Origin of the sequence: Yimella sp. NH-Cas1 (genome assembly GCF_022359705.1) — a bacterium.
Classification (GTDB): domain Bacteria; phylum Actinomycetota; class Actinomycetes; order Actinomycetales; family Dermatophilaceae; genus Yimella; species Yimella lutea.
Genome location: NZ_JAKSGG010000003.1, coordinates 3,120,021 through 3,138,836 on the forward strand (window position 1 = coordinate 3,120,021; position 18,816 = coordinate 3,138,836).

The following is an 18,816-nucleotide window of genomic DNA, read 5'->3' on the forward strand; positions in this document are numbered from 1 at the left end:
CTGTTGCGATCGTGCTCGCTGTGGGAGCGTGGGCGTCATGGACACTCGGCCCGACCTGCTCCCGTCCGCCCACCGCCTCACCGGTCTGCTCGACGGAGTCACCGATGATCACCTCGCGCGGCCCACGCCGTGCGAAGGGCGCACCGTCTCCCAGTTGCTCGCCCACATCGACGGCCTCACCGCGGCTTTCCGTGCCGCCGCCGACAAGGACTTCGGTCCGCTCACCGACACCAACCCGGACGCGGGCGGCTGGCCCGAGGCGCCGTCCGGCTGGCGCGAGCAGATCCCGGCCCGCGCCGACGCCCTCGCGCAGGCCTGGGTCGCGCCCGACGCATGGGACGGCATGACCAGGGCCGGCGGAGTCGAGTTGCCCGCCGAGGTCATGGGATTGGTCGCCCTCGGTGAAGTGACGCTGCACGGGTGGGATCTCGCCAAGGCCACCGGCCAGAACTTCGACGTCGACGACGCGACGCTCGCCGTCCTGTCGGGCTACGTGCAGGGCTTCGACACCGGCGGCACGCCGGGCATCTTCGGTCCGGCGGTGGAGGTCGGCGACGACGCCACCGAGTTAGACCGGGTGCTCGCGCGGGCCGGGCGCGACCCGCAGTGGCAGGCCTAGGGCTCGGAGCCGGCACGGCCCCGAGCCCCGTTGCGGCACAAGCGATCAGCCCGCCAGCATTCCGCTGACCAGCGCCTGCCAGGTGAGGGTGCCGCACACGCCGTCCGCCGTGATGTTCGGGACGTCGGCGTGCACCGCCTGCTGGAAGGCCCGCACCGCGCTCTGCGTGAGTGGGCCGTACTGCCCGTCGACCGCGAGTTCGGTGGCCGGGTTGCCCGACAGGTTGCGGAAGTTGATCTCCACCTGCACTCCCTTGACGGCCGAGCCGCGGCTGCCCGACCGGCACGTGATGATCACGTGCGACCAGGTGATCGGGCCGACGATGCCGTCGACGGCGAGACCGGCACCCTGCTGGAAGTGCCGCACCGCTGCGTCGGTCAGCGCACCGAACGAGCCGTCGGCGGTCAAGGTCGCACCGTGCGCGTTGAGCAGACGCTGCAGCGTCGGCACAGGATGACCGTTCGCGCCGCGGCGCAGCACGGGCCACGGCTGCAGGTTGCTCGGGACCACCGTCGTCGGCTGCCGCACCCACGCCTCGTGGGTGATGTTGACCATCGACGGGTGGTCGATGATGCCGATCGAGTTCCAGGTGAACAACGCGTACGCGGGTGCGTTCGGGTCGACACCTGCGGGCACGGCCACGTGCAACTGCGACGCGAGCCAACCGGTCGTGCCGTAGCCGAACAGCGACACGCAGTGGTCCTCGTTCGAGTCGGGCTGGAAGCCCGTGCCGAACCACCCGTTGCTGCCGCCGGTGGTCAGCCAGGCGGTGTCGAGCTGGTCGGCGCGACACCGATCTTCACCGGGCCCTGGGTGATCGCGCCGCGCAGCGCTGACGCGTTCGTCCAGTCGACCGCGAGGTGAGCGCCGTCGTCGTAGACGGTGCTGCCGCGACGGAAACCGTCGTGCTGCATCCAGGTGAGTACGTCGGGCAGGTACGCACCCTCGAGCACACCGTGCGAGGTCGCCCAGCCGATCACCTCGGCGTCGGTGATGAAGATCTCCGGGTTGTGGCATGCCTTGGCGAACGCCTCCTCGGCGGTCACGCAGTCGCCGTGAACATCGTTGCCCCACATGGAAATCTGGGCCGGCACAGTGAGGAACTGCAGCGGCGCGGCCACCGGCGGCGCGAACGCCCGGGCGGCGGCGAGCACGTGCCGCGGGGTCGGGAGAGCACCGCGTCGGCGGGCGGGTGCGGCGGTCTGGTCGGACATCGTGAATCCCCTTTCGGTGCCTCGTGATCGAGGCACAACTGGCTCTTCGCCGTTGAGCGTGGGTGAGTAGGCGGCGCGCCGAGTGGGGTGCGGTGGGTGTGGGTCGAGGTCCTTGAGGATCAGAGGACTTCTACCTCCCTGACCTCAAGGACCTCGACATGGATGAGCCTACGTTCTGCTGCGGCGCTGCCGGCGGCTACTGCGACCGGTGTGACCTGCTCGTTGATCTGCCCGGGTTGCACGTGATCGGCGTTGAGCACGACACCGCCGGCCGGGTGGTCGTGACGGTCGAGTCAGCACCAGGACCGGTCGGGTGCCCGGCATGCGGGGTGGTCGCGATCGGGCACGGCCGGGACGTGGTGACCTTGGTCGACGCACCCTGTTTCGGGCGACCGGTCCGAGTGCGGTGGCGTAAGCGACGCTGGCGATGCCTGGAACCTTCCTGTCCCCGCACGGTGTTCGTCGAACAGGACGACCGGGTTGCGGCGCCACGGGCCAAGCTGACCACGCGTGCGTGTTGGTGGGCGATCGCTCAGATCCGACGTGAGCACGCCAGTGTCAACGGGATCCGCCGGCAGCTCGGCACCGGGTGGCGCACGGGGTGGCGCACCGTGTGGGAATCGATCCGGCCCCTGCTGCAAGCAGCTGCCGACGACCCGGCCCGATTCGACGGCGTCACGATCCTGGGTGTTGACGAGCATGTCTGGCACCACGTCAGCACCAAGCCAGTCGAGCACGGCGGCCGTGGCCCGAAAGAACTGACCGGGATGGTCGACCTGACCCCGGATGCCAACGGGCACAACCGAACTCGCCTGCTCGACCTCGTCCCGGGGCGGTCCGGGAAGGTGTACACCGACTGGCTCACCGACCGCGGCGAAGACTTTCGTGACCGAGTGCAGGTCGCGACGTTGGACCCGTTCCACGGGTACAAGAACGCGATCGATGATCGTCTCGAGGACGCCCGCGCGGTGCTGGACGCGTTCCACGTCGTCAAGCTCGCCACCCACATGGTCGATGAGGTCCGCCGCCGGGTTCAGCAGCAACTCCACGGGCACCGAGGCCGTCGTGACGACCCGTTGTACCGGATCCGGAACATCCTGCGCGCCGGGCAGGAGAACCTGACCGACCGGCAACGCGCACGTCTCGCCGCGGCGTTCACCGCGCACGAGGCGCACGTCGAGGTTGAACTCGCGTGGCAGTGCGCGCAGCAGGTCCGATCCGTGTACCACCAGCCCACGCACGCGGCCGGCCGCAAGATCGCCGAACAAGTACTGGACACCTTCACCACCTGCCCGATCGGTGAGGTCGCCCGCCTGGGCCGCACCCTCAAGCAGTGGCGTACCGAGTTCCTCGGCTACTTCGACACCCATGGCGCGAGCAACGGCGGCACCGAAGCCATGAACGGGCTCATCGAACTCCACCGCCGTATCGCCCGCGGCTTCCGCAACCGCGACAACTACCGCCTGCGCATGCTCCTCATCGGCGGCGGGCTGAACCTATGACCCACGCTCAACGGCGAAGAGCCAGATTGGCTGGGCCGAGTGAGACGATGCAATTTGGTCAATCTTCAAGGCGTGTCATCGTCAGTCCTCGCTGCATCTCGACAGCTGGACTGCGTGTCGAGATGCAGCCAAGACTGCACGATGTCGTGCGGCGTACATTGCCGAGATCGGCCCGCTCGGTGGGGTCGTGCAAGATCGCCCGCGAGTGATCTGGAGAGGTCACCTCCTATATGAGGCCAGAAGAGCGCGTTCCTCGCAGCCAGCTCGCCGTCGTGAACGACCTGCGAACAGTCGTCGGGGTGACAGTCCGGTAACGGTGCTTCTGGACTGACGCGCCAGTCCTCGAGTTTGCTGAGGGTCAGTCGATGGTTTGTGCGCGGAGGCGTAGGGCGTTGGCGATGACGCTGACGCTGGAGAGGGCCATGGCGGCTGCGGCGATGATGGGTGAGAGCAGGAGCCCGAAGACGGGGTAGAGGACGCCGGCGGCGATGGGGATGCCGAGGGCGTTGTAGACGAACGCGAAGAACAGGTTCTGTCGGATGTTGCGCATGGTTTTCTCGGAGAGTTCGCGTGCACGGACGATACCGGTGAGGTCGCTCTTGAGGAGGGTGACTCCAGCGCTCTTCATGGCGACGTCGGTGCCCGATCCCATCGCGATGCCCACGTCAGCGGCAGCCAGTGCGGGGGCATCGTTGACGCCGTCGCCAGCCATCGCGACCACGCGGCCTTCGCTCCGGAGCTTGGTGACGATGTCGCTCTTGTGGTCGGGCAGGACTTCAGCTTCGACCTGGTCGATGCCGAGCGTCTTGGCCACAGCGTGGGCGGTGACGCGGTTGTCGCCGGTGAGCATGACGATCCGGATGCCTTCCTCCCGCAGTGTCTTTAGCGCGGCGGGCGTGGTGGCCTTGATGGGGTCTGCGATCGCGAAGAGGCCTACGAGCCGGCCATCGGCTCCCATGTAGATGACGGTGGCTCCGTCGCCGCGCAGCTCATCGGCACGGTCCTTGAGGCCGGTGGTGTCGATGTGGTGGGAGTCGAGGAAGTCGGAGCTGCCGAGGACCAGGACCTGTCCTTCGACGGTGCCTATGACGCCGCGGCCGACTGGTGAGTCGAAGTCTGTGACGTCGGGGATGGGCAGGCTCCGGGCGGTGGCGGCTTCGACGATGGCCAGGGCGAGCGGATGCTCGGAGGCACGCTCGACGCCGGCGGCGAGGCGCAACAGGTCGTCCTGGGAGTGTTCGCTGGTGGTGACGATGTTGGTGACGGTGGGCCGGCCCTCGGTGAGCGTTCCAGTCTTGTCGACCACGAGTGTGTCGACCTTCTCCATACGCTCGAGGGCTTCGGCGTTCTTGATGAGCACACCCAGTCCCGCGCCGCGTCCGACGCCGACCATGATCGACATGGGAGTGGCCAGCCCGAGCGCGCAGGGGCAGGCGATGATCAGGACCGCGACGGCGACGATGAGCGCGTGCGCGAGTTTGGGGTCGGGTCCGACCAGCGCCCACACGATGAACGCGACGACGGCGATGACGATGACGGCCGGCACGAAGATGCCAGCGACTTTGTCGGCCATGCGCTGGATGGGGGCGCGGGAGCGTTGCGCGTCGGCGACCATGGCGACGATCCGGGCGAGCATGGTGTCGCGGCCGACCTTCTCGGCGCGCATGATCAGGGCGCCGCTGCCGTTGATGGTGCCGCCGATGACGGTGTCTCCGCTTGTCTTGGTCACGGGCATGGATTCCCCGGTGACCAGGGACTCGTCGACTGCTGAGCGGCCTTCCTCGACTGTCCCGTCGACAGGCACGGCCTCGCCGGGGCGGACCCGCAGCCGGTCCCCGAGTTGGACCGTGTCCAGAGAGATCTCTTCCTCGTCGCCACTGTCCGTGATGCGGCGGGCGGTCTTCGGTGTCAGATCCAGCAGGGCCTTGATGGCTCCGGAGGTCTGTTCGCGGGCACGCAGCTCGAGGACTTGCCCGAGCAGGACCAGGGTGGTGATGACGGCAGCGGCCTCGAAGTAGACATCGACGGTGCCCGCGTCGCCGCGGAAGGAGGCGGGGAAGATCCCGGGCGCGACGGTCGCGATGACGCTGAACAGCCACGCGATTCCAGTGCCCATCGCGATGAGGGTGAACATGTTCAGGTTGCGGGTGCGGACCGAGGCCCAGCCGCGCACGAAGAAGGGCCACCCGGCCCACAGCACCACCGGCGTTGCCAGGATGAGTTGGAGCCAGACGGAGGCACGCGCGGAGATCAGGTCATGCAGGAAGGGGACGAAGTGGCGGCCCATCTCGAGGATCACGATCGGGATGGTCAAGGCGGTGGCGACCCAGAAGCGGCGGGTCATGTCGGCAAGTTCCGGGCTGGGACCGGTGTCGGCGGTGACGGTGACCGGCTCGAGAGCCATCCCGCAGATCGGGCACGACCCAGGACCGGGACGGCGGATCTCGGGGTGCATCGGGCACGTCCACTCGGCAACGTCTTCGTTCACGTCTTGGTTGCGCGAGGCCGCGTCGTCGGAGTCTTGTGGGGGCGTGAGGAAGCTGGCCGGGTCGCCCTGGAAGCGGTCGCGGCAACGCTCAGAGCAGAAGTGGTATGGCGTGCCCTCGTGATCGAGGGTCAGCGCCGTGTTGGGATCGACCTGCATCCGGCACACAGGGTCGGTCACGGAATGGCTGGTCTTGGTGACGCTCTGGTGGTGCTCATGGTCGTGCTGCATGTCCAGGTTCTCCTCCGGCAGAACTCGTGCCGCCCGTTGTGGTCGCCACGGCTAGGCGTGGGTCAGTTGCGGCGGGCGGTGTAGCCGCCTCGACGACGGCGCTGACGACAGCGTCGTCGGAGACGTGACCACTAGTAGTGATGATCAGTTCGCCGGTGGCGGCGCTGACGGTCAGGCTTGCACGCCTGGCAGTGCGGAGACCTTGTCGCGGACGCTGCTCTCGCAGTGGCCACAGGTCATTCCAGTGACGGCATACGTCTGGGTGGAGTTCATCAGGTCTGGCCTCTTCTGTAGGTGACGCCCTCCCAACAAGCATACCCCCTAGGGGTATTCCCTGATGTTGGGTCGTGGGGCGGTTGGGGTTCTCACGGCTTGTGCTCGTGGTTGGTGCCGTGGTTCATCCAGGCCATCATCACGCCCATCATGAGCAGGCAGCCCATTGCGTAGAGCAGGCCGCCGGCGCCGAGCCGGCCGGTCGTGATCAAGGTGCCCACGAGCAGCAGCATGGGCACGCACATGAGCCACATCAGCCAGTGGTGGCCGCTGCGGCGACCGGGCTCAGTGGGGGATGACTCGGTGGGGGTCGGCTCGGCGGGTGGGGTGAGGGGTGCGTAGGTCGGGTTCGGGGTGTTCTGCTGTTGCATGGCTGCTCCCTTGGTCTCGGTTGCGGTGCTCGGGGCTGTCCCCGGGTGCTTTCAGCCTGCGAGGTCGATGTGGCCCTCGGGTCGTGGTTCGGTGAAGATCTGGTCTAGGTCTATGCGGGCTTCACAAGAGCTTCTCGACGGTGGCGCCCCCGTCGGCGGTGCGCAGTACTGCGCCGTCGGCGACGAGGATGGTTTCGATCTGGCCGTCGGTGCCGCGTTGGGCGAACAGGGCCTGTGGAGCTCCGATGCGCTTGGGTTGCAGGGTCCAGGTCGCTCCGGTGTCGTTGCTGGTCGCGATCTGGCCGTTCGTGGTGGCGATCACGATGGTTTGCTCGTCGGCCCACGCAGCGAGCAGGGCCGTCGCGGGTGGGGTCAGGCCCTTCCAGGAGCGGCCGTCGTCGGTGCTGTGGAGGAGCCCGGTTTCGGTGGTGGCGAGTAGTGCTCCGGTTTGCGGTGACGCGGCCAAGGTGCGGGGGGCAGCCGGGATGGTGCGGGTGGTCCAGGTCTCGCCGTCGGTGGTGCTGCGAAGAGTGCCATCGAAGCCGACCACGCTGGTTGGGCTTGAGGTGAGGGCGTGGAAGTCGGACTCTCCGCCTCGAGAGCTGACGCGCCACGTGCGACCGGAGTCGGTGGAGGTGATGAGCCCGACCGGCTGGGGCAGGTCGACGCCTGCGCCGGGGTGCCCTGAGGCGTAGTAGGTGCCGTCCGGGGCGACGGTGAAACCCATCAGGTCGATGACCGGTCCGTTCTGTAGGAGTTCGCCGTTGGCGTAGCGGAAGAGTCCCTCGTGGGTGGCCAGGAGTAGGTCACCGGTCTTGGGGTCGCGGGCGACAGCGTGGATGTGGGTGATCGCGACCGGCGGTTGGTTGGCTGCTGATGCGGTGGAGGTTGACCCTCCTCCGGCCACGGTGGGGGTCGCGATGGACGTCGTATTGCCGGTGGGTGTGGTCGTGGCGCCACACGCGGCCAGAATCGTCGTGGTCACGAGTACGCCCCCTGCGACGAGGACGCGGCGTCGGGTGGTGGTGATCATCAGCGGTACTCCAGGGCGATCATCATGCCCGCTTCTGCGTGGTAGATGTTGTGGCAGTGGATCATCCAGTCGCCGGCGTTGTCGGCGTCGAGGTCGATCGCGAAGGACTGCATGGGCGCCATCAGCACGGTGTCCTTGCGCAGCCCCGAGGGCAGGGCGAAAGTGTGCCCGTGCAGGTGCAGCGGGTGGGTCATCATCGTCATGTTGGTGGCGTTGATCCGCAGCCGTTGCCCAGCCCTGACGGTCAGTGGCTCGTTCTCGCCGTACTTGGCGCCGTTCATGCCCCACTGGTAGGGCTTCATCGAGCCTTGCAGGGCCAGGTCGACGGTGGCGTCCGGCTCCTTGCCCGGCAGCTTGGCTGCTTCGGTCGGGCGCAACTGTGAGCCGATGAGGACCTGGCCAGCCAACTCGCTGGGGTCAGCGGCAACCGGAGGAGCAGCGCCGGCGCCGGTACGGACCACGGCCATGGCCTGGCCGCCGCTGGTCTTGCCGAACGGTCGGGCCACAAGGGGGAAGGCGCCGTCAGCGAGGGTGACGATGGCGTCGTACCGCTCGCCCATCCCGATGTAGAAGGCGCCCACCTCGGTGGGCTCGACCGCGTGCCCGTCACTGTGGGTGATGGTGAGCCGGTGCCCACCAAGGGCCACGGTGAAGATGGTGTCGGAAGCCGCGTTGATGACCCGCAGCCGCACCTTCTGGCCCGGCTTGGCGGCCAGCACGTCCGGGTCGGTCGGGGGTTTGCCGTTGATCAAGAACAGCGGATAGGTGACGTCGCCGGCGTCACCCCAGGGTCCGGTCCCCATCGACATCCGACTCATCGAGCCGTGGTCCATGCCACCCATTCCGCCCATGCCGCCTCCGTTGGCGGGGCCACCGTCGGCGATCAGCTTCTTGAACACCTCGTCGGGGGTGGTGCCGGTGCCATCGATCCAGTCGTCCAGAACCACAACCCATTCGGCGTCGTAGCGGCCGGGGTCGGTGGGGTCGTCGATGATCATTGGGGCGTACAGGCCGCGGTCGAGTTGGACCCCGACGTGGGGGTGGAAGAAGTAGGTTCCCGGATCCGGGGCGGTGAACTCGTACACGAACTTGCCGCCGGTCTTGACCGGATCCTGGGTGAGGCCGGGGACGCCGTCGGCGGCGTTTGGCAGTCGGATGCCGTGCCAGTGGATCGTGGTGTCTGCGGGGAGCTGGTTGTCGAGCGTGAGGCGCAGGAAGTCACCTGCGGTCGCTCGCACCAACGGGCCGGGAAGCGCACCGTCGTAGGCCCACGTCGCCACCGTCCGCCCGCCCAGGTCAAGGCTGACCGGTCGGGCGGTCAACGTCTTCTCGAGCACCTTCTGTCCCGGTGAGGGGGAGACTGGCGTCGGGGGGCCGAAGGTGCGCGACGGCATAACCCCCGTCCCTGACGAACTGGAGGTGCAGGCGGCCAACGTTGCGGTCGAGGCCAGGCCGAGCCCGCCGAGGAGGACGTTGCGGCGGGAGAGCAGGGGCGAAGTCATGATGCCTTTCATTGGGTGGTCGCTGTCAGTGGCCATCGACGATGAGGCGGCGGCGTTGTTCGTACTCCTCCAGGCTCACCTCGCCGCGGGCCAGGCTCTCCTTGAGGAGAGTGAGCGGATCCGGTCGGGCCGATTCCTGCCTGACGCGCGCGGCCGGGAGCAGGGCCCGGATCACCAGCACAATGACGACCCAGAAGGCGAGGGCGCCGCCGCCCATCACGAGCCACATCCACCAGCCCATCCCGGTCCCGTTGCCCCACATCATGAGCGCCCTCCCTTCCCGTCGTCGTGGCGCGCTGCACCGTCACGATCCACAGTGCAACTCGACCCTCAAGACCGGACCGCGGCGAGGTTGAGGTTTGACGAAGATCTACCCCGGCACCGTCAGAGAGGTCGTGGCGTGGGCGGCGGGCAGGGACACTGTCAGGGTGAGCACGACACCACCACCGGGCGCTCGAGTCCTGATCATCGAGGACGAAACAACGCTGGCCGGAATGATCGCCGCCTACGTCTCCCGCGCTGGCTACGACTCCAGTGTGGTCCACACCGGCCCAGACGGCGTCCAAGCCGCGCGTGATCTAGCACCCGATGTCGTGATCCTGGACTTGGGCCTCCCCGGGCTGGACGGCATCGAAGTGTGCCGTCAGCTCCGCACCTTCACCGACTGCTACGTCATCGTCGTCACCGCCCGAAAGGACGAGATCGACACCCTCATCGGGTTGTCCGTCGGCGCGGACGACTACATCACCAAACCGTTCAGCGTCCGCGAACTGGTCGCACGAGTCCAAGCGGTACTGCGACGACCCCGCACCGGATCCACCACCGCCTCCGGGACCGCCCGTAGTGAACCGACCAGGGTGTTCGGTGCACTACGTGTCGACCCGGACGGCCAGCGTGTGCACCTGGGCGACGTCGAGGTGGCCCTCACCCCCACCGAACGGGACCTGCTCATGGCTCTGGCGCGCCGTCCGTCGATGGCGTTCTCCCGGCGCCAGCTCATTGACGACATCTGGGGACCGGACTGGGTTGGCGACGAGCACCTCGTCGATGTTCACGTTGCTCACCTGCGCCGCAAACTCGGCGACGACCCCGAAACTGGCAGATACATCACCACGGTCCGAGGCGTGGGCTATCGGATGGGACAAGGGTGATGGCGCCAGCGCGCACCAACAGCGCTGGGCTGGCGACCCGCCTCCTGGCTGGACAGGCCATCGTGCTGGTCGCCGGTGCCCTCACTGTCGGCCTGGTCGCCGCCATGATCGGCCCACCCATCTTCCACCAGCACCTCGTCGAGTCCGGCCACCAACAGAACTCGCCTGAGCTCGTCCATATCGAGACGGCCTACCGCGATGCGTCCTTGATCTCCGTCGGGGTCGGTCTTCTGATCTCGCTGATCGCTGCCGGCGCGGTGACATGGTTCCTCACCCGACGGCTCCGCCGCCCTCTCGAACAGGTGACCACTGCTGCAATGGAACTCACCCGTGGCCACTACTCCACGCGCGTGCCGACCAGCGCCTCAGGCACCGAACTGGAGACCCTCGCAACCGCGTTCAACACGATGGCCAGCAGGCTCGAAGGAATCGAGGACACCCGTCGACGGATGCTGTCAGACCTCGCCCATGAACTCCGCACACCGATCGCGACCCTGAGCGCTTACCACGAAGGGCTCCACGACGGCATCGCCGCCCTCGGGCCAGAATCTCGCGCGGCGCTGGAGGAGCAAACCCGCCGGCTGGCGCGCCTCGCCGACGACATCGACGAGGTCTCCACAGCCGAGGAGGGCCGACTCGCGCTCGACCTCCGCCCACACCACGTCAGGGATCTTCTCTGGGCGGCCCACGAGGGCATGCGTGACGCCTTTGCCGCCAAGGGGATCAACCTCGTCGTCGAGCCACCAACCGCCACAGGGCTCGATGTCCACGTCGATCGAAACCGCATCGGACAGGTCCTGACCAATCTCCTCACCAATGCACTCCGCCACACCCCCCAGGAGGAACCGTCATCCTGGCGGCCAACCGCCAAGGTGAAGAAGCGGCAATCTCCGTGATCGACGACGGCGACGGAATGACCCCCGAACAACTCGAGCACGCCTTCGAACGGTTCTATCGAGGTGACGCCGCCCGCACCCGCGACCGCACAGGTTCAGGCATCGGGCTGACCATCAGCAAAGCTCTCATCGACGCCCACCATGGAAGCATCTCCGCCAACAGTGACGGCCAGGGAGAAGGCACACGCCTCATACTCACCCTCCCACTCCCCGGGCGTTAGCCAATATTCAAGACTCGACTCCGGGGATCGCCTCCCCTCCGCAGCCGCACGGCCTGACTCGGCAATGACCTGTCCTGAGGTTTCCGGGCACCGATCTTGAGGGGATGATCCTCTCGGGAAGGAGTACAGGAGATGCCTGCACCGAAGTCGCCGGAGTTCCGGCAGCGCGCCGTGGAGTTAGCGCGTTTGAGGGAGAAGCCAATCGCCCAGATCGCCAAGGACCTCTCGATCAGTGAGTCATGCCTGAGGCGGTGGATGGACCAAGCCGATATCGACGCCGGCCACGGCCTGACCAAGGACGAGCGGGCCGAGCTGGTCCGGCTGCGCCGGGAGACTCGAGTCCAGGCGATGGAGATCGAGATCCTCAAGCGGGCCTCGGCGTACTTCGCGCGGGAGAACGTGCTCCCAAAATAGGGTTCCGGTTCGTCCACGAACTCGCCGCTCAGGGCTTGCCTGTGGCGGTGACGTGCCGGGTGTTGAAGGTCTCCACCTCGGGCTACTACGAGTGGCGTACCCGTGGCCCGAGCAGCCGTGACCTTGAGGACGCGCACCTGCTCGACGCGATCATCGCCGTCCACGCTGATGCCCGTGGCACGTACGGGGTCCGTCGTGTCCATGCTGAGCTCACCCTCGGTCAGGACCGCCGCTGCGGCCGGCAACGCGTGGAACGGCTCATGCGGGTCCACGGGCTGCAGGGTGTGCACCGCCGCAGGTGGCGGCACGCGAAACGCTCCGAGGCGGTGTTCGAGGACCACGTGCAACGCAAGTTCGTCGCGGACGCCCCGAACAGGTTGTGGGTCACCGACATCACCCAGCACCGCACCAGCGAGGGATGGGTCTACTGCGCGGCGGTGATCGACGTGCATTCCCGCCGCTGCGTGGGCTGGTCCATCGCTGACCACCTGCGCACCGAGCTGGTCGTCGACGCCCTCGACATGGCGCGATGGCAACGCAAACCCGTTGGGACCACGGTGCATTCGGACAGAGGAGCCCAATACACCTTGTGGTACATAACTCGACCACGCGAATGCGTCGACTCGTTGACCTGCATGAATGCTGCAACGTGACCACGATGAGAACAGTTCTCACACCGGACAAGTGTCCAATCTGTGCAATCGCAATGCCCAATGAGAGCCAAAACGAGGCCCCACTTTGATCGAATCGCCGTTTGATCAAAGTTCGCTGCATCTCGACAGCTGCTGCTGTCGAGATGCAGGAAAGATGAGCAGAATTGGAAGTCTGCTCATCTCCGACCGCTTTCAGCCCCATTTGACGCCACTATGAGAGCGGGAATGAGTGGCGACAGCAGATGAGGATGATTCTCACTGCATCTGATGGCTGGCATTCATGCACGTCAAACGCGTGCGGGCCTCTCGATCCGTGGTTATGTCAAGTTACTTTCGCGTATAGCCTGTGAACGATTTTCGATGGGACCGATTGCGGGAGTCGAGCACGGGAGGATGAGCGAGGTTGATTCCGATACCAAGCAGGCCACCCGTCGTGATCCACACCTGGCGATAGCATCCGCCGGGTGGTGATGTTTCTGGCTGGCGGCGGTACTGCTGTTCAGGAGGGCCGCGTCTGGGAGGCCGCCTTCTCCGATGTCGCAACTGTCAACGGTGGCTGAAAACTGACCCCCTCACGGCAATCGAAAACGGACCCCCTCGGTTACTGGTTTTCTTCGGTGACGGCCGCGGGGACGCGGCCGAGTTCTCGGTTCTTCAGCCGGTAGGAGTCGCCCTTGAGGGCGATGACCTCGGCGTGGTGGACGAGCCGGTCGATCATCGCGGCGGCGACGGTGTCGTCGCCGAAGACCTCGCCCCAGCGGGCGAAGTTCTTGTTCGACGTGACGATCAGGCTGGCCCGTTCGTAGCGGGATGAGACGAGTTGGAAGAACAGGTTGGCGGCTTCGGGTTCGAAGGGGATGTAGCCGACCTCGTCGATGACCAGCACGGGGTAGCGGACCAGTCGACGCAGTTCGTCTTGCAGCTTGCCGGCGTGGTGGGCCTCGGCGAGTCGGTCGACCCACTGGGACGCGGTCGCGAACAGGACCCGGTGGCCGGCTTGGCAGGCCCGGATCGCGAGTCCGGTGGCCAGGTGGGTCTTCCCGGTTCCTGGCGGTCCGAGGAGGACGACGTTCTCCTTGGCGGCGACGAAGTCCAGGGTGCCCAGGTGCGCGATGGTCTCGCGTTTCAGGTCGCGGGCGTGGTCGTAGTCGAAGTCCTCCAAGCTCTTCCTGGAGGGGAACCGGGCGGCCCGGATTCGTCCCTCGCCGCCGTGGGACTCTCGTGCTGACACTACGCGTTGCAGGCAGGCAGCGAGGAACTCCTCATGCGTCCAGGCTTCCTCGCGGGCGCGTTCGGCGAGCCGTTCGACCGACTCGCGCAGGGTCGGTGCCTTCAACGCCCGGGTCAGGTACTCCAGCTCGCTGGTGACATCGCGTCCTGTCCTCGGGGCTGTCTTCGTGGTGGTGCGCGCAGCCATCACGACACCTCCTCATCCACAAGCTCGTCAACGAGTCCGAGGATCTGGTCGTAGACACCGAGCGATCGGACCTCGACCTCCTCGCCGGTGACCGCCTCCGCGACCGGCCGCAACAAGTCGCCGCGGCCTTGCCGCAGCAACTTGGCGGCCACGGTGTGCTCGAAGTCGGTGATGGTCTGGTGCTGGGCCCATACCCGCGCATGGTCGGCCACGATCGCGCCCTCACACGTCACCCACACCCGTTCCAGGTCGGCGTGGATCTCGATCCGGCGTCCGACCACGGCCGGATGGACCGAATAGTCGTTCGAGTCGAGCCGGACGTAGTGGTCGCGTGGAAGCCGCATCGTCTTGCGCCAGCCGACCTCGGGCGGCACCGGTGGCAGCGACATCATCGCGGCGCGGTCCGCGGCGACCCGGTCACCGGGGCTGCAGCCCAGCACCCGCATCCGACGGGCGTTGGCCCGCGCGAAGAACTCAGCCAACTGAGTGTTGAAGTCCTCTGGCGAGGTGAACGTGCGACCGGAGAGGAACGACTTTTCCAGGTAGTCGTGGAGCCGCTCGAGCATTCCCTTGGCTTCAGGGTCGGCAGGCTTGCAGATGTAGACCTTGGTGCCGAGCACGCCCCGGAACGCCTGACAATCGCCGGTGAGTTCGGGTTGGCGTGCACGCCACCGACCAACCGCTCCTTCGCCGTCCCACACCAGTGTCTTCGGCACCCCCTGCAACTGGGTCGACACCAGCTGCCACCAGCCGGCGTAGAGATCCGCAGCCTCCCGGGACGGGATCAACAAGCCGCCCGACCACCGCGAATAGCCAGTCACCGTGGTCATCACCGGCAACCGCTTCGCCGTCCTGGTCTGCCCGAACCCGACCGGGAGCTCGATGTCGGGAAACCAGAAGTCGCACTGCGCCAACTCGCCCGGCTCATACGTCGTGCGCGACGCCGGGTCCGGCGGCAAGTACACCGGCCGCAGATCGCTGACCCGGTCCGCAGGATCCGGATCGAGTGCTCCCACCCGATCCGCTCGGCTACCACCGTGGCGGGCATCGTCGGCGTGACCCGCAACAGTTCACGGATCTGCGGCTCGACCGCATCGACCAACGACCCACGCACCGCCCGCTCGTAACGCGGCGGGCCCTCATCACGCAGCGCCTTGCGCACCGTGTTCTTCGAGATCCCCATCGATCTGGCGATCACCTTGATCGGCACTCCATCCGCGCGGTGCAACCGCCGGATCTCAGCCCAGTCCTCCACTGCCAACACTCCGCATCTCCTGCCTCGACGTCGAGGACAGGCTCTCGGAGAGGGTCAACTTTCAGTTGCCGTTTGGGGGTCAGTTTTCACGTGCCGTTGACACATGCCAGTTGACTTCAATACTCGTCGTCGTTTGGAGAGTGAGGACGATCTCGTGCGCCTGGTCCGGGCGGTGATTCTGTCGAGTTCACCTGACACCACTTGTCGTTCTCGTTCGACACCATGCCTGGCGGCGAGAAGATGGATATCGCTGAGCGGTGACACCGCTGGGGGCTGGGGGTCGATCAGTAGGTCCAACAGGCAGTAGGTCCAGCAGGCTGCTGCTTCGCGTCTCTGAGCGCACTGAGCTTGACGTGTAGGTTTTTTCCTACGTAAGGTGCAAGCATGGCTATCAACACAGTGAAGACAGTGACCGTATTCGTCTCCGACCAGGACCGTGCGCACGACTTCTATGTCGACGCGCTCGGGCTCGAAGTGAAGACCGACCAGACCTTCGGCGAGAACCGTTGGCTTGAGGTAGGTGCCCCGAGCGGCACCACCCTCGTGTTGCACAAGCCGTTCCCCGGAATGAGTGCCGGCGGCGGGCAGGGCACTTTGTTCGCCAGCTCCGACCTCGACGCTGACGTCGCACGCCTGCAGGAGGCAGGCGTGGTCGTCGACGGACCGAACGACATGCCGTGGGGTCGGCAGGCCACCTTCTCAGACCCGGACGGCAACGGCTTCGTACTGCAGGGCTAAGGCGACGCGCTGTGCCTCGGCGATTCAAGAGTGGACCGCTGGACGAGGTGTTCGGCGCTCTCGCCAACCCCACTCGTCGTGACATCCTCGACGCGCTGCTGGGCGGTGAGCACACCGCCGGGGAACTCGCAGGGAAGTTCGACATGGCCCGTCCCAGCGTCTCCGAGCACCTCCGCTCGCTGCGCGAGTCGGGACTTGTGGACGAGCGACAGGAAGGCAGGCACCGCTTCTACCGTGTCACGGGTGAACCGTTGGTCGAGCTGATCGACTGGCTCACACCGTATGAGCGCTTCTGGCGCGACCGGATGACCGCGCTCGGCGGCGTTCTCGATGAGATGGATGAAGAATGACCACACATGACGACCTGACTCGGATCGAGGTTGACCAGTACTTCCAGCATCCGCCGCCCAAGGTGTGGCGTGCGCTCACGACCCCGGAGCTCATGGCCCAGTGGCTGATGCCCAACGACTTCGAACCTGTCGTGGGCCACAAGTTCACCTTCAGGGCACGTCCGGTGGCGCAGACCGGTTTCTCCGGACAGATCTCATGCCAGGTGCTCGACATGCGACCCCAGAAGATGCTGCGGATCAGCTGGGCCGACGCTGAGAACACTGACGGGATGGCGACCACGGTCACCTGGACGCTGCAGCCTGAGGGGAAGGGCACCCGCCTGTTCCTGGAGCACGCTGGCTTCGATCTCGACGACCCCACGCAGCAACTCGCCCGGAAGTTCATGAACGGCGGCTGGCGAAGCCACGTCCTGCGCCGATTGAGCGAACTGCTCCAGCACCTGCGGTGACCGGACCGAATCGACCCGCGCCGCCCGACCACGGCTGACACATGTCAGGGAACGAATAAGAACAAGGAAGGCCAACCATGGCACGCACTATCGCGGAGAAGCTCCAGATCAAGCCCGGTACCGAGCTGCTGCTCGGCCGTTCCTCGCCCGAGCACCGAGGGCTACTCGACCCCCTCCCCGAGGACGTCACCGTCATCGACGGGATAGACCGCGACACCACCGACGTCGTGGTGATGTTCGCCCATGATCGCGACGAACTCGACACGCTGCTGAACAGCGTGTTTCCGCTGCTCTCGTCGCCGAAGGCCGTCTGGATCGGCTACCCCAAAGGCAACAAGGCCGACATCAACCGCGACAGCATCTGGAAGCGCGCCGAGGAGTCCGGCTGGACCCTCAACGGCAACATCTCGCTCTCCGACAACTGGTCGTCGGTTCGCCTCAAGCCCATGAACTGACCGAGGCACGACATGACGTTAGGACGGACGGAACCGACGCCGAGTGCGGACATCGCGATCCAGGCGCGAGGTCTACGGATTGAGTACCCCAAGCGCACGGTGTTCGAGACATTGGACATGAGCGCTCCCGCCGGAAGGATCACAGCGGTCCTGGGACGGTCACGCCATCGCGGCGGCGATGAGCCGGTCGAGCGCGGCGTGTGCTTGCTCTCGCGCGGTTGCGGGGGTGTCGTGCTGCGCGATCCACAGTGCGGCGTCGTTCATCGCTCCGGACAGCTGCGCCGCCATCGCCTCGATGAGCTCGGCGGGGGCGCCTGCGTCCCGAAGCGCCTCCCGCAGCTGTGCCCCGGAGTTCTCGGCGTCGAGGCGCCGCCACTCCTCCCATCCGATCACAGACGGCGCGTCGATCAGGAGGATCCGCACGGCCGGAGCCGCGGTGATCGCATCGAGGAACGCGTGCGAGCCGGACCGCAGCTGCTCCACCGCGCCCGCCTCGCGGTCGGCAGTTGCCACCACCGCCGCGGCAACCTGCGTCTGGAGTCTCGCGGCGACCGCACGGAACAGTCCCGGCTTGCTGCGGTAGTGGTGATAGACCGCGCCCCGGGTCACCCCCGCGGCCCGGGCGACGTCATCGAGCGAGACACTGGCGAAGCCGCCGGCTGCGAACAGCGCGGTCGCGGCATCCAGGACTTGCTCGGCGGTCAAAGCAGCATCCGCAGCGGAGGCACGCGGCATGAACTCTTCCTTTACGTACGTTGTGCATGTACTCTTCCCTTACATCCTCAGTGTACGTAAAGGAGAACGTCATGTCCGTCACCAGCTTCTACCCCGTCGTCACCTCGCACGACGTCGCCACTGCGACCGCCTTCTACCGCGACGCCCTCGGCTTCGAGGTCACCTACGAATCCGACTGGTACGTCAGCCTGCGCCTCGGAACCTTCGAGCTTGCCGTCCTCGCCTACCAGCACGAGACCATCCCCGCCGACTACCGCGCTCTCCCGCAGGGGGTAATCCTCAACCTTGAAGTGGATGACGTCGACGCCGTCCACGACCGGCTCACCGGCAAGGCCGGTCTGGAGCCCCTCCTCACCCTCCGCGATGAGGACTTCGGACAGCGACACTTCATCGTCGCCGCCCCCGACGGAGTCCTCTTGGACGTCATCCAACCCATCGCGCCGAGCGCCGCATATGCCGACGCCTACCTCGAAGGCTGACGAGCGCTGATGGTAGCCCGCATCGTGCTCCTCCGCGCGGCGAGCCTCCACACACCACGGACACTCGATCGCTCAGCGCACCAGGGGGTGTGCACGAGCCGTTCGGTGTCCTGGCCCGGGCCTCCACCGCCGAGAAGGACCTCACCGCTCAACACGACGGGCTCCTCTCCCTCGGTATCCAGGCAGAACACATCTACGTCGACCACGGTCTCACTGGCACCAGCCGAGCCCGACCAGGGCTCGGAGAGGCGATGGCCGCCGTCCGCCGCGGTGACACGCTCATGGTCAGCAAACTCGACCGCCTGACCCGGTCTCTACCCGACGACTGGGACATCGCCGACGAGCTCACCGCCAAGGGAGTCGCCCCCAGCCT

At 66.6% G+C, this 18,816-nt stretch carries 20 protein-coding genes and 2 pseudogenes; 12 read left to right on the forward strand and 10 right to left on the reverse strand.

The features are described from left to right. Positions 1 to 37 precede the first annotated feature (37 nt). Entirely contained in the window at positions 38 to 619 is a 582-nt protein-coding gene (locus tag MF407_RS15345; protein ID WP_129627157.1) for a TIGR03086 family metal-binding protein, read from the forward strand. Between the two features lie 45 nt (positions 620 to 664). On the opposite strand, the gene MF407_RS15350 is transcribed toward MF407_RS15345, so the two are convergent. Continuing rightward, positions 665 to 1,312 carry a peptidoglycan-binding protein gene (locus MF407_RS15350; protein WP_239702820.1) on the reverse strand — a complete coding sequence of 216 codons (648 nt, stop codon included), beginning with the start codon at positions 1,310 to 1,312 and terminating at the stop codon, positions 665 to 667. A 65-nt stretch (positions 1,313 to 1,377) separates the two neighbouring features. Further along, the gene (locus MF407_RS15355) at positions 1,378 to 1,833 is read right to left on the reverse strand and encodes a hypothetical protein (protein ID WP_239702821.1); all 456 of its coding nucleotides are present in this window, start codon (positions 1,831 to 1,833) and stop codon (positions 1,378 to 1,380) included. A 158-nt stretch (positions 1,834 to 1,991) separates the two neighbouring features. On the opposite strand from MF407_RS15355, the gene MF407_RS15360 reads away from it, so the two are divergent. After that, positions 1,992 to 3,335: an ISL3 family transposase gene (locus MF407_RS15360; RefSeq protein WP_239702822.1), complete on the forward strand. Its 1,344-nt coding sequence runs from the start codon at positions 1,992 to 1,994 to the stop codon at positions 3,333 to 3,335. Positions 3,336 to 3,693: 358 nt separating this feature from the next. Here the strand turns inward: MF407_RS15360 and MF407_RS15365 are convergent, their stop codons facing one another. The 5 genes from MF407_RS15365 to MF407_RS15390 form a co-directional block, all read right to left on the reverse strand. Further along, positions 3,694 to 6,051, reverse strand: coding sequence for a heavy metal translocating P-type ATPase (locus MF407_RS15365; RefSeq protein ID WP_239702823.1), 2,358 nt, complete (start codon positions 6,049 to 6,051; stop codon positions 3,694 to 3,696). Positions 6,052 to 6,416: 365 nt separating this feature from the next. Beyond that, the gene (locus tag MF407_RS15375) at positions 6,417 to 6,695 is read right to left on the reverse strand and encodes a hypothetical protein (RefSeq protein ID WP_129627175.1); all 279 of its coding nucleotides are present in this window, start codon (positions 6,693 to 6,695) and stop codon (positions 6,417 to 6,419) included. Positions 6,696 to 6,816: 121 nt separating this feature from the next. After that, positions 6,817 to 7,728 carry a F510_1955 family glycosylhydrolase gene (locus MF407_RS15380; RefSeq protein ID WP_239702824.1) on the reverse strand — a complete coding sequence of 304 codons (912 nt, stop codon included), beginning with the start codon at positions 7,726 to 7,728 and terminating at the stop codon, positions 6,817 to 6,819. Then, the gene (locus MF407_RS15385; protein ID WP_165584943.1) at positions 7,728 to 9,230 is read right to left on the reverse strand and encodes a multicopper oxidase family protein; all 1,503 of its coding nucleotides are present in this window, start codon (positions 9,228 to 9,230) and stop codon (positions 7,728 to 7,730) included. Before MF407_RS15385 ends, MF407_RS15380 begins: the two co-directional genes overlap by 1 nt. Positions 9,231 to 9,255: 25 nt before the next feature. Beyond that, complete coding sequence (locus tag MF407_RS15390; protein WP_115921511.1) at positions 9,256 to 9,495, reverse strand: SHOCT domain-containing protein; 240 nt, start codon at positions 9,493 to 9,495, stop codon at positions 9,256 to 9,258. 163 nt (positions 9,496 to 9,658) lie between these two features. Here MF407_RS15390 and MF407_RS15395 point away from each other — a divergent pair, with 163 nt between their 5' ends. The 4 genes and pseudogenes from MF407_RS15395 to MF407_RS15410 all read left to right on the forward strand — a co-directional run bounded on the left by MF407_RS15395 (position 9,659) and on the right by MF407_RS15410 (position 12,565). Beyond that, the gene (locus MF407_RS15395) at positions 9,659 to 10,381 is read left to right on the forward strand and encodes a response regulator transcription factor (RefSeq protein ID WP_239702825.1); all 723 of its coding nucleotides are present in this window, start codon (positions 9,659 to 9,661) and stop codon (positions 10,379 to 10,381) included. Next, positions 10,381 to 11,498 (forward strand): annotated as a pseudogene (locus MF407_RS15400) (ATP-binding protein). The gene MF407_RS15395 and the pseudogene MF407_RS15400 overlap by 1 nt, the downstream one beginning before the upstream one ends. Before the next feature lie 132 nt (positions 11,499 to 11,630). After that, a complete protein-coding gene (locus MF407_RS15405) occupies positions 11,631 to 11,912 on the forward strand; it encodes a transposase (RefSeq protein WP_129627187.1) in 282 nt (93 codons plus the stop codon). 41 nt (positions 11,913 to 11,953) lie between these two features. Continuing rightward, positions 11,954 to 12,565 carry an IS3 family transposase gene (locus MF407_RS15410; RefSeq protein WP_239702932.1) on the forward strand — a complete coding sequence of 204 codons (612 nt, stop codon included), beginning with the start codon at positions 11,954 to 11,956 and terminating at the stop codon, positions 12,563 to 12,565. Between the two features lie 601 nt (positions 12,566 to 13,166). Here MF407_RS15410 and istB read toward each other — a convergent pair. Further along, on the reverse strand, positions 13,167 to 13,982 hold the full coding sequence (gene istB, locus MF407_RS15415) for an IS21-like element helper ATPase IstB (RefSeq protein WP_129627193.1): 816 nt from the start codon (positions 13,980 to 13,982) through the stop codon (positions 13,167 to 13,169). Continuing rightward, positions 13,982 to 15,246: pseudogene (istA, locus tag MF407_RS15420) on the reverse strand (IS21 family transposase). The gene istB and the pseudogene istA overlap by 1 nt, the downstream one beginning before the upstream one ends. A gap of 375 nt (positions 15,247 to 15,621) precedes the next feature. Between istA and MF407_RS15425 the strand changes: the two are divergent. The 4 genes from MF407_RS15425 to MF407_RS15440 all read left to right on the forward strand — a co-directional run bounded on the left by MF407_RS15425 (position 15,622) and on the right by MF407_RS15440 (position 17,229). Further along, positions 15,622 to 15,975, forward strand: a complete 354-nt coding sequence (locus MF407_RS15425; RefSeq protein WP_129627199.1) for a VOC family protein — start codon at positions 15,622 to 15,624, stop codon at positions 15,973 to 15,975. Between the two features lie 11 nt (positions 15,976 to 15,986). Further along, a complete protein-coding gene (locus tag MF407_RS15430; RefSeq protein WP_129627202.1) occupies positions 15,987 to 16,325 on the forward strand; it encodes a metalloregulator ArsR/SmtB family transcription factor in 339 nt (112 codons plus the stop codon). After that, positions 16,322 to 16,774 (forward strand): SRPBCC domain-containing protein, encoded by a 453-nt coding sequence (locus tag MF407_RS15435; RefSeq protein WP_239702826.1) that lies wholly within the window; start codon positions 16,322 to 16,324, stop codon positions 16,772 to 16,774. Before MF407_RS15430 ends, MF407_RS15435 begins: the two co-directional genes overlap by 4 nt. 77 nt (positions 16,775 to 16,851) lie before the next feature. Beyond that, positions 16,852 to 17,229, forward strand: coding sequence for a DUF3052 family protein (locus tag MF407_RS15440; protein ID WP_129627208.1), 378 nt, complete (start codon positions 16,852 to 16,854; stop codon positions 17,227 to 17,229). Between the two features lie 159 nt (positions 17,230 to 17,388). Here MF407_RS15440 and MF407_RS15445 read toward each other — a convergent pair whose 3' ends face one another. Continuing rightward, positions 17,389 to 17,964: a TetR/AcrR family transcriptional regulator gene (locus MF407_RS15445; RefSeq protein WP_047312964.1), complete on the reverse strand. Its 576-nt coding sequence runs from the start codon at positions 17,962 to 17,964 to the stop codon at positions 17,389 to 17,391. Between the two features lie 71 nt (positions 17,965 to 18,035). Between MF407_RS15445 and MF407_RS15450 the strand changes: the two genes are divergently transcribed. After that, a complete protein-coding gene (locus MF407_RS15450; protein WP_239702827.1) occupies positions 18,036 to 18,443 on the forward strand; it encodes a VOC family protein in 408 nt (135 codons plus the stop codon). An 89-nt stretch (positions 18,444 to 18,532) separates the two neighbouring features. Continuing rightward, positions 18,533 to 18,816 (forward strand): recombinase family protein (locus MF407_RS15455; RefSeq protein ID WP_239702828.1); only part of this gene is annotated, 284 nt, incomplete at its 3' end.